The organism is Methanoplanus sp. FWC-SCC4 (assembly GCF_032878975.1).
Classification (GTDB): domain Archaea; phylum Halobacteriota; class Methanomicrobia; order Methanomicrobiales; family Methanomicrobiaceae; genus Methanochimaera; species Methanochimaera problematica.
Window position 1 is genome coordinate 504,080 of record NZ_CP043875.1, and the last position, 14,054, is coordinate 518,133.

The following is a 14,054-nucleotide window of genomic DNA, read 5'->3' on the forward strand; positions in this document are numbered from 1 at the left end:
TTTATAACTCCTTGATATCAATGACTTTGAGAGGCGTGTCTCTAAGTGCCCGTCCCACTACGGATTTTGCAATTCTGGATGCATGCTCTTCAGATTCAGCTTTGAATACTTTCATCTCAAGAATCAGGCCGACAAGGGCCATATTTGCAACCACTAATGCATTATTCAGCTCCTGTTCACAGAACGGGCATGCGAGCTGACCAATTTCAATATCAACAAACTTAGCGGAGGGATTTAAACGTTTACCTGCTTCGCTTATAGCAATGCCTATTGCATCATCGAGGGTTTCAATATCCTTTATGATCCAGGCAGATTCCATTGTAACAAGATAGTCTGACATAATATTTTCCGATAATTACTGAAATTTTATTAAATTACCATGTCTCTTCATGGACATGTTCTTCAAGAGGCATTCTTTCGCTGCGATATTCGGGCAGGTTTCCGTGACCTACTGCAAGAAGGGCAACCGGTCTTGCGTGCTGTGGCAGGTCAAGTATTTCACATACCGTTTCATCGTCAAAAGCGCCTGTCCAACAGGTCTGAAGTCTGAGTGAATGAGCTGCAAGCATCATGTAGGTTGATGCTATTGTGGCATCTTCCATTGCATAGAGAATTCCTCTTTCACCATACTGTGACATTGATCGGACGTAATTTGTACAAACAACAAGTATGACAGGTGCTTTTTTTATGTGCTCCTGACCAAATGCTGCATCGGCCAAATCCTCTCTGATGCCTTCATCAGTTACAATTACGACATCCCAGGATTCCCTGTTTCCCGCACTCGGAGCTGTACGTGCACATTTCAAGATGTACTGAATCTCTTCATCTTCGATTTCCAGCTCTGTGAAATCTCTCACGGATGAACGTGTGAAGAGAAAATCAAAAAATTCAGACGAGTTCATTTTCAGATAACTTCTGCCAGGCTTCCTGTGCAGGAGTTGTGACTTTTGTAATTGCTATTCCTATCTGATTGGATGCGTCTGAAAAGTCCTCGTTTTCGATCATCTTTTTGACTTCGTCAATGATTGATACGGCTTCGCTGAACTCTTTTGAACCTGTGGTTTTAAATCCAAGTTCCAGGTCTGACTGAAAGATATTAAGTAAAATATCAATCATTTTTTTTGCACCTGTTTTTTCAGCTCCTTTAAAGTCACTTAATACTGCTGTCATCTGTGATGCAGCGATCATATTAACCTTGGCGCGTTCTGCAAAAATGTAATTTTGAACTGCTTTTTTTGAATCCATCTCAATAACCCAACCTTACTCTCTCTAATAAAAGATAGAGGCTTTAATAATATTATTATAGCCTTTTTAAAACTTATTTATTTTGAACCCTTTGAACCCTTAATGGATGAAGGTGAGCGTTTGATGCGTCTTCTAAATCTCGGGTCTACCTGTGGAGTACGTGAGCGGCTTGCTCTCTTTCCTCTTCCTCCTCTTCCGGCATCCTGTGATTTCTGCACTGCTCTTTTGAGTTTGGCACCTGATTTAAAGCGCTGGTTTGGACCTGGCTTTTTATAGCTGCCTTCTTTCTGAGGAACAAGTCTGATCTGACCTGATACACTTTTAATTTGAGTCCATGAACATGAACCGGTTTTTCCCATTTTTCACACTCCTCTTTTAATTAATTGTTCTCTGTCTTAAGGCATTAATGTGCTATTGCAGATTTTGCCTCAATTCCTTTTGATTTAATTACTTCGACGCGGCGTGTCGGGTGAATCTTCTTGACGTTCTTAAATACGTCGCGTGAGATTTCTCCCATAACCATGTCTTTTACAAACTGATCGTATGTCTGCTCTTTTGCCTTTGCAAGGATGTAATCAGTAATTTCTTTTCTGATTGTGTGCTGCTGGCTTGCGTCTGCACGGTTGATTGTAAAGCAGGTTGTTGTGACACGGATTTTACGTCCGTCCTTTGTTGCTGCGAGAACAATGCTGTCAATTCTTGAAGTGCGGCGTTTTACCATTGCACGGAGGTAGTCTTTTGTGACTTCGTGTCCGACAAAGTCTGTGTATGCTGAGTCGCCTGCAACTTCGTTGACCTTGAATCTCATCTTGATGTTCTGTTTGGAATAGTCCTGTGTCATTTCGCCAAGTGTGGTCTGCATGACACGGCCGTATACCTTCTCAGGTTCATCTGAAATTGTTTCGCCAAGGTAAGCCTTGTCGAATACTTCGGGAGCAAAGACTTTGAACCAGCTCTTTGCTTTCCATCCTTCTACTCTTCTTCCTAATTGTTTCCTTTTTGCCATATTTTCACCTCAATTTTTTATACGTCCTTTTTTGAAAGCACCTGCATGTGCGTTTTTTAAATCCTTTTCCGGAGATATTTCCCTATTTTTCTGAAATGTAACTGCAGACATCTTCAGATATCGAAAGGTTCATCAGATAATCATCGACTGATGCAATGATTGATCTTAGTTTATTGCCTTTGATTTCGGTTATTACTGTATTTCCTTTTGAATTTGTCTGCATTGACTTCAGGTTGTCTGAAGCAATTGCTTTTGCAACACATTCCGCATTTCTGTGGTATGTTGTTATTTTACCTGATATCAGGGACATTTTAGGTCAATGCCTCCTTCACTTCATTTTTGAAGATTGAAAGTCCGTCTTCTCCAAATATTCCGCCTGCCCGTGAGAAGTGACCTCCTCCGCTACCGCCTGTTTTCTCTGCAAGATTTTTCATAAATTCCGATAAGTCAAATTCTACTCCCGGAGGACATCTGGCTGATACCGAATAATTATCATCATTTCTTGCAATTGTGAAAACCGGTGTATTGTACAGACCGTTGTTTGAGATAGTGTCTGCAACGCAGCTTGAAACCGACGGCTTGGATATTTCAAAGACAGGAAGCTCTTCTTCTATTGTTTTTGCAGAATTAATTTCAGATATTACATTTAAGCGGTGTTTTATTGCAATCTCCCATGCTTCTTTTACATTTTCAGTATTTCTAAGGCATAGTGTTACTCCAAGGCCGCCCCTGTTTGATAATCCGCATGATTCAACTACAGCCGCCAGACTGTGTGCATCATGTATTACTCCTCTTTCGAGTTCGTATGTGTTGCCCCATAAAGACTGCATTGCAGTTTCGTTGGTTTTTTCGGCAATTTTGAGGATAATCATTGAGTTTAAATCTTCATATCTGTAATCGTCATCATCAGAGTATTTAAGGAGAATTTCATCAACAGAATCTAAATTCCCGCTTATGCCGGGCAGGTAGGGGTCTGTTGCCGTATAGAGTTTCTCTCTTGTATCTCTTCCTGCAAGGGTAAGTCCCCTTTTAGGTACGATGATTTGATTTCCAATTCCTTCTGTTACAATTTCCTGGTTTTTGCCTGATATAGTCTGTTTGTCCCCGATCATTCCGAGGATTGCCAGACCACACAAATCTCTGTTGTCTCCCATATGGTTTGCAACGAGATAGGCAAGACCTGATGAGGAAAGCTCTTTTTCTCCGTCAATGTTGTGAAGGCGTGGATTTATGTGATATTCACCATTGAAATAAGGGACATGATGGTCTATCACCACTGTGTCATCCGGAAGTTCTTCTAAGGATGCACCAAGGTCACACAGGAGAGTGGGTTCATCATTTTTGATGTCATCAGATGAGATACGATTTTTGATCGTCAGGTGAAATTTCTTCCCCAGCCTGTGAAGTGCATGACACATTATCGTGGCTGAAGCTATTCCATCTGCATCGTGATGCCCGTATACTCTCACAAACTCAGTTTCTGAGAGTTTTTCTGCGATATGACCTGCAGCGGCTTCAATGGACATATTATAAAATTACTTTGATAACAGGAACTCCGCTGTGTCTGGCTTGTATGTCCAGCCAGCCGGCATTTTGCCTGCCTTCACGTAATATTTACCGAGTCTGCGCACCTTTGCTTCTGTGAGATGAAGCTGGCGCTTGTTGTGAACATCTTTTTTGTTTTCGGCAATGTGCTTTCTCATTCCCAGAGCCTTAACAATGAGGTTTCTAAGATCTTCAGGAATGTCTGATGCAAGACCATTTTCTTCGAGAAGCTGATCTACACGCTTTCCTGTTGCAAGCTTTACGCTTGGTACGCCATACTTGTCACGGAGGATTAATCCGATCTCTGCACTGGATTTACCCTCTTTTCTGAGAGCAATGATTATTTTCTGGATCTCTGCTGTGTCCTTGTTGGACCATTCAGGTGCCTCTGTGCGAAGCGGACATACAGACTTTGATGTTCCGCGTCGGCGGGCATGCATTCGTGCCATATTTCACCACCAATATTTTTAAGATACTTATATATTCCCTGATTTCAGGGGTTGTTATTTCCAAACGAATTAACCTGATTTAGATTATTTCAATTTGAAACAAACGTGTAAGTCCACAAAAAGAGTCATAACTGACTATTTTGTAATCCCAGAGCCCGATTATTCCGGGCAGTGCCTTTCATTGTATCAGGACACGTCGGACTTACTTTTTTTTTAGTCAGCACATTATTTCAGTGCTATATGTAATGGGATATATTATGAGATAAAAGGATCGTCTTATCCGAAGGTTGTCCCTGATGGATTTAATGTTTTTCTTCTTTTTAATCTCCCTGATATTGTTTTGTTTTACATTAAAAAATAAGTTTTATCATCAGAGAACTCCAAATTAAAGATTGTATATCTGCGATAATGGTCTAGCGGCATGACAGTGGCTTCCCAAGCCTCTAACCCGGGTTCGATCCCCGGTTATCGCATACAAACCATAACTGATTCTGATGATTAATTTCATTTTTCTGTGCTTTTTTCCCTGTAATTTTCGATTGCCTTGTGAAGAGCATCAGCCGCAAGGTTTGAGCAGTGCATTTTTCTTGGTGGCAGACCTTCAAGTTCATCGGCAACATCCTGTCTGGTGATTTTTAAGGCCTCCTCAATATTTTTTCCTTTGGCAAGTTCTGTAACCATGCTTGCGGTTGCAATTGCAGAACCGCATCCGAATGTTTTGAATTTTATATCGGTGATGGTTTCATTTTCTACTTTTATGGAAACTTCCATGAGATCCCCGCATACGGGATTTCCTACGCGTCCTACTCCGTCAGGATTTTCTATGCTTCCCACATTTTTTGGATCCATAAAGTGTTCCATTACTTTTTTTGAGTAACCAATCTGAGGTACATCTTCCATTTTATCTCTCCTACATTGCAGTAATTTTACGCAGACGCTCCACAGTACCTTTGACTGCATCGGCTACGTATGGGACCTCTTCCATTGTATTCAGACGTCCAAGAGTTATTATCATTGATCCGTGTGCTTCTTCGTGTTTTAGCCCAATTCCGATGAGGACGTGGGATGGTTCAAGGGTTCGTGATGAACATGCCGAGCCGGTTGTAACCTGAATGCCATATCCTGCATCAAGGTTTAACAAAATACTCTCGCCTTCCACACGCCAGAACCGAAAACTCAGATGACCCGGAAGGCGATATGTAGGATGGCCTGTCAGATAAGAATCCTCTATTTTGAGGATCACGGATTTATATGCATCTCCAATTTTTTGAAGTCTTTTTGCTTCAGATGTCATCTCTTTTGAAGCGATATGTGCAGCTTCTCCCATCCCGGCTATTGCAAAAATGTTCTCTGTTCCTGATCTAAGTCCTCTTTCCTGCCCTCCCCCTGGCAAAATAGTTTGAATCCTGATACCTTTTTTTACGTAAAGAGCTGCTGCACCTCTTGGACCATACATGTCATTTGAAGAGATTGTCATGAGGTCAATATCCTCTTTTTGTACATCAACAGGAATATTTCCTGCAGCAGCGGTGGCATTTACATGCAGAAACTGTCCGTTTTCATGGACTATTTTGCTGATCTCTTTAATCGGCTCTATCGTTCCTATTTCGTCACTGGCATAGTTGACAGATGTAATTATCGTGTCTTTTGTGACCGTTTCAGAAAGTTTTTCAAGGTCTATTGTTCCGTATTCATCCACAGGGACTGTTTCATAAGTATAACCTGATTTTTGGAGTTCTTTCATTGGATTTAAAACAGAAATGTGTTCAATAGTGCTTGATACAACTTTTTGACCGGTTTTTTTGTTCCTGAGAGCAGTGCCCCTTATTGCCATATTGTTTGATTCGGTAGAACTGCCTGTGAAAATTATTGTAGAGGGGCTTTCTGCATTGATTAACGAAGATACTTTGCTCCTTGCTTCTTCCAGGGCATGCTTTGCCTCCAGACCTTTCGAATGAAGTGAAGACGGATTGCCGTAACTCTCTGTCAGATATTTTTTTGCGAATTCAAACACTCTTTGTTCAACAGGCCTTGCAGACGTCAGGTCAAGGTAGATCTTTCTCATTTTCCCTCTTTAGAATGTAATCACGGAATCAGCCTCAATTGCAAGATCATTTAATGTTGCAGCTCCTGCAATCTTTATTCCCTCAATGAAATCCCCTCTTTCAAGCCCAAGCAACTGTGTACTTTGTTCACATACATAGAATGTAATGCCGGCATCTTTCGCCTGGTCTATTACATCTTTTAAGGATGGAAATGATCCTATTTTGATCTGCTCTGCCTCGCCTTTTTTCATGACCGTGATCCCTTTGATCATGAAATATATGTCAGCCTCAATATCCATTGCAACCGCTGTTGTGGCAAGGATAAAAGGAGCATAGAGTCTTTCAGGTGTGTCTGTTCCACTTGTCTGAACATATAGAATTTTTGGCATTATTTATTCCTCCTGATAAAAAAAGTCAATATTCCGTCATTATTTTCAAACTTTAGAATCTCATGCCCTGACCTTTTTGCCCATCTCAGGATATCCTCTTCTGCCGCCGGGTCATCGGCTTCAACTTTAAGTACCTGGCCCGGTTTGATTTTTTCAATCTCTTCTTTTGTCATTGAAATGGGCATGGGGCAGTAAAGACCGATGCAGTCAAGTTCAGCATCGGCACTGATTTCTGAATCCATGGATTTTGTATAACCCCCCTGTATTTCACCGGCATTAATCTAATATCCGGAAGATGAGTCCCCATATAAATTTATGAGCATAAAAATCTTGTTGAGAATCAGTTTTTATAAAGACTGTTATGATGAATTAAAAAACATGCATCATAATAATCTGTAATGCTCTTTTGGTACCAGTATCTCAAATCTGGCACCAGAGTTATAAACTCCGGTTTCTGATATTAAAATGCCTGTTATGGACAGTATTTCCCTTGATAAAAATAGGCCGAATCCGGTATTTTTGTAATACTGTCTTCTGAATATCTTCTCCTTTACATCAGAAGGGATACCTGTCCCGTCATCTTCATAGATTATTAAAATGTCCTTTTTGTCAGGAGATATTTCATAAGAGAATTTGATTTTGGTAATAGTTTCTCCGTGTCTTAATGCATTATCAAAAAGATTGTAGATTACTTTTTCAAATAAAGGATCGGCATATATCAAAATATGATTAAGTTTATTTTCGACATTAAATCCTGAAAAAGAAGGATCAGCAGAGTATGTGTCAATAATCTCTCCGACATTGTACCAGTCAGGGGAATACACTCCTAAATCCTGATAGTCCTTTGTGAAAAGTATCTGCGTTCTTATAGCTTCAACAGACTCAGAAACTTTATTTATCTGATATTTTATTTCAGAATCATGTTTTAATTCTTCATTTTCATTAATTAGTTCAATATAACCGACTGCGATGGTAAGCTTGTTAAGAATATCATGTCTTGTTATGTTGTTTAAAAGATTGAGTTTTTTGTTTACAGTTTCAAGTGCTTTTCGTGATCTGTTTCTCTCTGTTACATCACGTAATATCCCGTAACCTGTCCCTTTTATTGGATCAATTATCTGTGAACTAATTTCCACTTCGATGATTACCCCGTCTGATCTTCTCATCCGGATTTCAAAAAAAGCATTTTTGTTAGTTTTGGCTTCTTTGAACCGTTCATCATAAGATTTTTTTGTCTCTTCCGGTTTGCCTGATGTAAAATGCCCAAGGGTCTTGCCTTTCATCTGTTCTACAGTATATTTGAGCATTTCACAGACGGCATAATTTGCATCAAGAATTATTCCGTCATTTGTCAGAATAAAAATACCGTCTTTTGAGTTCTCAAAAAGATTTCTGTATTTCTCTTCACTGATTTTTTGGGATTCTTCGAGTTTTTTTCTATCAGTGATGTCTACAAGAGATGCAACTGTTTTTTTGGTGCCGGGGATTATTCCGACTGTGAGCATTATATCTTTGATATTCTGGTCTTTGTCGAGAAACCTGAATTCATAATTTCCAGGAGCAATTAATTTATCATCTCTTCTTTTATTGTGGAAATCCCTCATTTCTCTAAGATCTTCAGGAACGACAAATTCAGTCCATGATTTTTTTCCTTCAATTTCATATTTATTATAGCCTGAAAGACTTTCATATTTTGAATTGACAAGAGAAAGTGTTGTATCCTCTTCAATTATCACAGTTGCAGACCCTGTGTTTTCAAAAATTGTTCTGTAGAATATTTCGGATTTTCTAAGAGACTGCTGAATATTTTTTAGTTCGGTTATATCAATACCAAGAGCGATACTTCCGGCAGTTTCTCCGTTTTCATCTGTAAGCCTGTTTGAATTCCATGAAATTGTTTTATATTCGCCGTTTTTACATCGTATATCTGTTTCATATTTTTCGACATTTATCCCCGTTTTCAGTATATTTTCAGATACAATGACAATTTCCGACCTGTATTTTTCGTCAGGATAAAGCCATTCCCAGATTATTTTTTTTCCAAGAACTTCTGAGCGATCATAACCGGAAATTTGTTCTGCGGCACGATTCCAGAGTTTTACATTTCCTTCATTGTCAAGAATATTTATCCATATGGCAGCCGTATCAAGCATATGATCCTTGAAACGAAGAAGAAGTGAGAGTTTCTCCTTTTTTTTCTTTAGTTCATTTTGAATATTTTTTAAATCTGTGATGTCGACTATGACACCAATTATCCCTCTGATATTCCCGTCTTTGTCTTCAAAGGTAGCTTTGTTGAATATTACATCATGAACAGATGAATCCGGCCAGATAACTTTTCCTTCATATTTTTGAATACCCGGATTATTGAAAAGTTCGTTGTCTTTTTTGTAATATACTTCTGCTATTTTTTCCGGAGCAATTTCAAAAACAGATTTGCCAATGATATTTTCCGGTTTTTTTCCTAAATAGTTAAAAAATGCGGTATTTCCACCTATATATATCCCATTACGATTTTTAATAAATATTGGATTTGGGATATTATCGATTATTGTTTGTGAAAACTGGTTTATTATATCAGAAATTACGATTTGATTATTGCTTTTATCAGAGGATGTTTCTGATTCATTAACCTCTTTCATTAGGAAATGAAATGATTTTTCTGTATATAACCGTATTGTTTACCGATATTTATATGAAAAATTAGTGGATTAAAAAAATATAACTATCCATAAAAACAATGATAATTTAATAATAAAAATGACAGATTCTGAAATCTATGCTATCAGCATTTTAAGCGAAAACACCCAGGGAGTTTTAAGGGATGTTTCCAAGGTTATGGCATCACATGGTGCGAACATAGTTCTTGCACAGGCTTCTGTTTTGCCTTTATGTGGAGATGAGGGCAGGTCTTTTATTTATTTTGAGTTTGAGAATGTTGATGATTTAAAAGCAATTTCTGATGATCTGGAAAAACTTAAAACCATCTACAATGTTACAACTTACCAGCCTCTTTCCAAGATATTTGGAAAAAGAGTGATAATAATGGGCGGAGGAGCACAGGTTGCACAGGTTGCACTTGGTGCGGTAAATGAAGCAGATCGTCATAACATCCGTGGTGAGAGGATATCGGTGGATACAATACCGCTTGTCGGAGAGAAGGATCTTGCTACAACAATTGAGGCTGTATGCAGACTCCCGAGAGTCTCGGTGCTTGTTTTAGCAGGTTCGCTTATGGGAGGCAGTATTACAGATTCCATTGAAATTGTAAAAGCCGCAGGGATACCTGTAATTTCTTTAAAGATGGCGGGAAGTGTTCCGTCTCATGTTGATCTTGTAGTGACCGATCCTATACAGGCAGGAGTATTTGCTGTAATGCAGGCAAGCAATCTTGCTGTTTTTGATATAAACCGTGTAAGGGGGCGTGAGTTTTGAGATATAAAATTGATAAAGCTGTATCAGTTCTCCACCGTGACGGACTGATTGTATATCCGACTGAAACCGTTTATGGTCTTGGTTGCGATGCGTTTTCGGAAAATGCAATAAAGCGTGTTTATGATGTCAAAAAGCGACAGATTTCAAAGCCGATTTCAATTGCCGTATCGGATATTGATATGGCCCTGGCTGTTGCAAAGATCAGCAAAACCGAACTTGAATTTATTGAAAGGTTTATGCCCGGACCTGTTACAATTATTGTGGAGGCAAAAAGCTGTATTCCTTCTGTTTTAACCGGAGGTACAGGTTTTATCGGGATACGTATTCCAAAAAATCCAATTGCAAGAAAGATTATTGAGGAGTTTGATGCACCGATTACATCCACCAGTGCAAATATTTCCGGCAGAAAATCTCCTATGGAGTTTAGTGAGATTACTGTAGTATATGACCTCTTTATTGACGGTGGAAAACTTTCAGGGATGCCAAGCACTGTTGTTGATGTGAAAAACAAAAAAATTCTTCGTGAAGGAGAAAATATTGAAGAAATTGCCGGATTTCTGGCAGAATTATAATTATTTTTTAAGGTTTTTCTTATGTTGCCAATAAGACTTAGAGATTTTCTAGAGGACAAAGACGGCAGACTGTATGCTGTTTCAGCTTATGATAATGAGGAGCGTGCAGGTTGCGTTCTTAGATATGTGCCGGATGACGAAGGCGAGAGATGTTCGAAGAAGACAGGGCAGAGATATAAAAAGTATGATTTTGAACCTGCGTTTGAATATATAAAAAAATACAAGCCGGAATATCTTGATGTTGTTCATCGTGTCCCTCTTTCTGACATAAAGAGGGTTTTGAAGCCGGATCAGGAAATATCAGATGTAATGGAGAGAGACAGCCGTGTAAAGAGGCTTGCCGAAGTATTTGGAGTTCCTAAAGGTACTTTTGGCTGCACCGGCTCTCTTCTTTGCGGACTTGAAAATGAGCTTTCGGATATTGATATGGTTGTGTATGGGAAATACTGGTTCGTTGCCCAGCAGAATCTGATTGAAGCTGTCTCTAAAGGGGTAGTTTCGGCACTGTCCGATGATCTGTGGGATAAGGTCTATAATAAGCGTGTTCCCGAGATTGATTATGATACCTTTGTTATGCATGAGAAGAGGAAGTGGAACAGAGGTGAGATTGACGGCACATACTTTGATCTGCTTTATACAAGGGGCTATGAGAATCTAAATTCAGTCGAAATAAAAAAAGGCAAAGTCTTAGGCAAAAAAACAATAGAAGCCAAGGTTTTGGATGCTTCACTTTCATTTGACAGTCCTGCGGTATATACTGTGGATCACCCCGAGATTTCAAAGGTGCTCTCGTTTACACATACTTATAGTGGTCAGGCGCTGGACGGTGAGATCATTGAGGCATGCGGTGTTGTGGAAGATCAGGGCAATGAGAAATGGCTGATTGTAGGGACCACCCGTGAGGCGAAAGGTGAATATATTATATCAAAGACGCTTCTTGAAAATAGCAAATAATAATAAATTAATTTTATGGGGGTTAGCCTAAAGCGGCTAATCCTTTAAGATTCATGAGACCGTTGAATACGGTAAGATAATCTTCTTTTCCATCTGTTACAAGGGTGTAAACGATGAATCTGTCGTCAACATTTACGTACTGGGCGATGGTATTTTCTATTTTGTCAATGCCTATCCATGCCGGGTACCCCTGAACAGTTGTGCTTTTAAATGATGCTTCTGTGGAATCAAACTCTATGAATCCTTCCCATCCTGCCATATAGCCGACGTCGTAGCCACCTGTGTCCTGAATAATTATATCAACACGTGCATCGCCGCCCATTTTTTGATCATATCCTTTTGATGCCCAGCTCCATGCATAGTCTGCTTCTGTCATCTGCAGTCCCACGGGTTCTTCCTGTTCCCAGTTGCCTGTAGCAGTTGGCAGGAATTCAATCAGTTTTGTATAGTGAACCGTCTGGACTGTTGTTTTTTCAGTTTCCTGAGCTGATGTTGTCTCCTCTGTTTTGGGGATATCTGACTGACCGGAAGATTCGGTTTGTGTGTCATCTGTTCCGGTGCAGCCTGAACAAAGAACTATTCCTATTGTTATTATGACTAATATAATAACCAATCCATTTTTAAAACTTAAATTACTCATTGGCAAATACCTCTGCGTATAATAAAATAGATAATATCATTGCTATATAAATATTTTCAGAAAACTGTCGGTACTAAATAATGTCAGAGAGTCTTTTTGGGATTGTCGGGCATTGTTCTTTGAGGTAACATCTGGTGCAGGGGGCGTTTTCAGGCTTTTTTGGGATAAAACCCGATTTTATTTTGTGTGCGGTTTTGATTGCGTTTAGTGCATACCGTCTGTCTCTTGGCTGTGGTTTGCATATTCTGCTTATTCCCGATGGTATATATTCAATAATTACTTCATCAAATTCTGTCCCGAAATGTTCACCGGCACATATCGAATAGCAGGCAGCTCGGATTCTGTCTGCTGTGTATATGCCGTTTTCAGGAGCGGTTATCGGGCGTGCTATTGCAATTTGGGGTTTGGAATTAAAGAACCTGTCAATAGTGCCGTGTATTTTTAATTTATCAGATTTTACCCTGACATCCGTTTGCGAGGCTCTTGGCCATCTTGTTTTTTTGCATGAGTCAATCCAGGATGAAAAAAGTTCTTTTGCCTCATTGTCCATTTCCGGGTTTATCATCTCAATTTCTTCCCAGATATTTTCAGGTATGAGCTCTTCTCCAAGATGATATGATATCTGCTTGGCAATAGTGTAGTTCTCAGGTTCCGCGTCTTTTTTTTGTTTTTGTTCAATTACAAATCTGACCGGGCAGGTGTGACAGGATACTATTTTGGATATGCTTATTGATTCCATTATTTTTACCGTTGATTTGCTTTGTAATTCCGGTTATGGTTTTTTAGGATCATGATTGAGGAAGAAATATATTTTTTTTAAAAACTTGTTTTATGATAAATCCTTATTTTCTCAGGCGATAAATATTATGTTATGGAAAAGCGGGAAATTGCAGTTAATCTGCCTCAGGATCTTGATCCGGTTTATTCTAACAGGATTCAGGTTGCATATAAGGATGATGAGTTTACTTTTGTTTTCCTTCATGAGATTCCGGGCACCAATCACGCACGTGCCAAGGCTATTGTGTCAATAAGCCCGAAACATGCAAAGAATTTTTCAGAAGTTTTGTCAAAGAGCGTTTTGGATTATGAGGCAAAGTTTGGTTCAATAAAGAGTGCGAATTCTGAAAATAAAGATGAAAGCAATTCAAATGTGACAATCAGGGGTTATTCCTGATTTATTCAATGAATTTTTAGAAAACTAAAAAAACAAATTTTTTAGAAACCCGTGTGTATATAGTGTCATATTTATAAGTCTGAATACGCCGGTTTTATTATTTTTAAAGTACAATATGATATGGAGTTATTACTCATTTGTTGTGCCGTTGTGGCTTAGAGGTATAGCGGCTGATTCGTAATCAGCAGGCCGGGGGTTCAAATCCCTCCAGCGGCTTCAGCCAATCATGTCCAAATCCCCCCCATAATACTTTTATAATTCTATTCTGAACTTTCTTTCATGGGAAATATAACCGCACCCTCCCGTACTGAAAGTAGTTTTCATTACGTCAAAACTGTCTATGCAGACAGGTCATTTGAAAAAGGATTGAGAGAAGATCGAATAACTCATGATGATATTGATTTAATCTATGTATTCTATCCGAGCTTCAGGCATCACAGAATATTGGTCTTCTAAGAACAAACAAAATCATCTATACTCTTGTAAACTGGAGAAGTTTCATATGTCCTTTCAGAGATGCAAAGATCGCTGACATCTACAAAGCAATTTCAGAATTAAAATCAGCAAACACTCAAAAGGGAAGACCATACAAAGTCAATA

General features: G+C 39.1%; 19 protein-coding genes and 2 tRNA genes. 6 read left to right on the forward strand and 15 right to left on the reverse strand.

Annotation, left to right across the window (positions count from 1 at the left end; all coding sequences use genetic code 11):
- Nucleotide 1: 1 nt before the first annotated feature.
- From F1737_RS02475 to F1737_RS02510, 8 genes are all read right to left on the reverse strand, one after another.
- Nucleotides 2-340 carry a DUF555 domain-containing protein gene (locus tag F1737_RS02475; protein WP_317137202.1) on the reverse strand — a complete coding sequence of 113 codons (339 nt, stop codon included), beginning with the start codon at nucleotides 338-340 and terminating at the stop codon, nucleotides 2-4.
- Between the two features lie 34 nt (nucleotides 341-374).
- Entirely contained in the window at nucleotides 375-902 is a 528-nt protein-coding gene (locus F1737_RS02480; protein WP_317137203.1) for a nitroreductase family protein, read from the reverse strand.
- Nucleotides 889-1,245, reverse strand: coding sequence for a hypothetical protein (locus F1737_RS02485; protein WP_317137204.1), 357 nt, complete (start codon nucleotides 1,243-1,245; stop codon nucleotides 889-891). Before F1737_RS02485 ends, F1737_RS02480 begins: the two co-directional genes overlap by 14 nt.
- A 77-nt stretch (nucleotides 1,246-1,322) precedes the next feature.
- Nucleotides 1,323-1,604, reverse strand: coding sequence for a DUF5350 domain-containing protein (locus tag F1737_RS02490; protein ID WP_317137205.1), 282 nt, complete (start codon nucleotides 1,602-1,604; stop codon nucleotides 1,323-1,325).
- Between the two features lie 44 nt (nucleotides 1,605-1,648).
- Complete coding sequence (locus F1737_RS02495) at nucleotides 1,649-2,251, reverse strand: 30S ribosomal protein S3ae (RefSeq protein ID WP_317137206.1); 603 nt, start codon at nucleotides 2,249-2,251, stop codon at nucleotides 1,649-1,651.
- Nucleotides 2,252-2,333: 82 nt separating this feature from the next.
- Nucleotides 2,334-2,561: a KEOPS complex subunit Pcc1 gene (locus tag F1737_RS02500; RefSeq protein ID WP_317137207.1), complete on the reverse strand. Its 228-nt coding sequence runs from the start codon at nucleotides 2,559-2,561 to the stop codon at nucleotides 2,334-2,336.
- 1 nt (nucleotide 2,562) lies between these two features.
- Nucleotides 2,563-3,777: a DHH family phosphoesterase gene (locus tag F1737_RS02505; protein ID WP_317137208.1), complete on the reverse strand. Its 1,215-nt coding sequence runs from the start codon at nucleotides 3,775-3,777 to the stop codon at nucleotides 2,563-2,565.
- Nucleotides 3,778-3,786: 9 nt separating this feature from the next.
- Nucleotides 3,787-4,245, reverse strand: coding sequence for a 30S ribosomal protein S15 (locus tag F1737_RS02510; RefSeq protein ID WP_317137209.1), 459 nt, complete (start codon nucleotides 4,243-4,245; stop codon nucleotides 3,787-3,789).
- A 402-nt stretch (nucleotides 4,246-4,647) separates the two neighbouring features.
- On the opposite strand from F1737_RS02510, the gene F1737_RS02515 reads away from it, so the two are divergent.
- A tRNA-Gly gene (locus F1737_RS02515) sits at nucleotides 4,648-4,718 on the forward strand.
- Between the two features lie 31 nt (nucleotides 4,719-4,749).
- On the opposite strand, the gene nifU is transcribed toward F1737_RS02515, so the two are convergent.
- From nifU to F1737_RS02540, 5 genes are all read right to left on the reverse strand, one after another.
- Nucleotides 4,750-5,145, reverse strand: coding sequence for a Fe-S cluster assembly scaffold protein NifU (gene nifU / locus F1737_RS02520; protein WP_317137210.1), 396 nt, complete (start codon nucleotides 5,143-5,145; stop codon nucleotides 4,750-4,752).
- Between the two features lie 10 nt (nucleotides 5,146-5,155).
- Entirely contained in the window at nucleotides 5,156-6,310 is a 1,155-nt protein-coding gene (locus F1737_RS02525) for a cysteine desulfurase family protein (protein ID WP_317137211.1), read from the reverse strand.
- 9 nt (nucleotides 6,311-6,319) lie between these two features.
- Nucleotides 6,320-6,679 carry a DsrE family protein gene (locus F1737_RS02530; protein ID WP_317137212.1) on the reverse strand — a complete coding sequence of 120 codons (360 nt, stop codon included), beginning with the start codon at nucleotides 6,677-6,679 and terminating at the stop codon, nucleotides 6,320-6,322.
- A complete protein-coding gene (locus F1737_RS02535) occupies nucleotides 6,679-6,921 on the reverse strand; it encodes a sulfurtransferase TusA family protein (protein ID WP_317137213.1) in 243 nt (80 codons plus the stop codon). Before F1737_RS02535 ends, F1737_RS02530 begins: the two co-directional genes overlap by 1 nt.
- 141 nt (nucleotides 6,922-7,062) lie before the next feature.
- Entirely contained in the window at nucleotides 7,063-9,321 is a 2,259-nt protein-coding gene (locus tag F1737_RS02540) for a PAS domain S-box protein (protein WP_317137214.1), read from the reverse strand.
- Between the two features lie 118 nt (nucleotides 9,322-9,439).
- Here F1737_RS02540 and F1737_RS02545 point away from each other — a divergent pair, with 118 nt between their 5' ends.
- Genes F1737_RS02545 through F1737_RS02555 form a run of 3 tightly spaced genes read left to right on the forward strand, consistent with a single transcriptional unit; the run spans nucleotide 9,440 to nucleotide 11,640 of the window.
- Nucleotides 9,440-10,114, forward strand: coding sequence for a DUF5612 domain-containing protein (locus tag F1737_RS02545; protein WP_317137215.1), 675 nt, complete (start codon nucleotides 9,440-9,442; stop codon nucleotides 10,112-10,114).
- Nucleotides 10,111-10,686, forward strand: a complete 576-nt coding sequence (locus tag F1737_RS02550) for an L-threonylcarbamoyladenylate synthase (protein WP_317137216.1) — start codon at nucleotides 10,111-10,113, stop codon at nucleotides 10,684-10,686. The genes F1737_RS02545 and F1737_RS02550 overlap by 4 nt, the downstream gene beginning before the upstream one ends.
- A 21-nt stretch (nucleotides 10,687-10,707) precedes the next feature.
- Nucleotides 10,708-11,640: a DNA polymerase subunit beta gene (locus F1737_RS02555; RefSeq protein WP_317137217.1), complete on the forward strand. Its 933-nt coding sequence runs from the start codon at nucleotides 10,708-10,710 to the stop codon at nucleotides 11,638-11,640.
- 22 nt (nucleotides 11,641-11,662) lie between these two features.
- Here F1737_RS02555 and F1737_RS02560 read toward each other — a convergent pair whose 3' ends face one another.
- Together F1737_RS02560 and F1737_RS02565 are read right to left on the reverse strand one after the other, a co-directional pair.
- On the reverse strand, nucleotides 11,663-12,280 hold the full coding sequence (locus F1737_RS02560; protein WP_317137218.1) for a hypothetical protein: 618 nt from the start codon (nucleotides 12,278-12,280) through the stop codon (nucleotides 11,663-11,665).
- Nucleotides 12,281-12,353: 73 nt separating this feature from the next.
- The gene (locus F1737_RS02565; protein WP_317137219.1) at nucleotides 12,354-13,019 is read right to left on the reverse strand and encodes a CRISPR-associated protein Cas4; all 666 of its coding nucleotides are present in this window, start codon (nucleotides 13,017-13,019) and stop codon (nucleotides 12,354-12,356) included.
- Nucleotides 13,020-13,151: 132 nt separating this feature from the next.
- Here F1737_RS02565 and F1737_RS02570 point away from each other — a divergent pair, with 132 nt between their 5' ends.
- Entirely contained in the window at nucleotides 13,152-13,454 is a 303-nt protein-coding gene (locus F1737_RS02570; protein WP_317137220.1) for a DUF3467 domain-containing protein, read from the forward strand.
- Between the two features lie 144 nt (nucleotides 13,455-13,598).
- Nucleotides 13,599-13,670: transfer RNA gene (locus F1737_RS02575), tRNA-Thr, on the forward strand.
- Nucleotides 13,671-14,054: the final 384 nt, after the last annotated feature.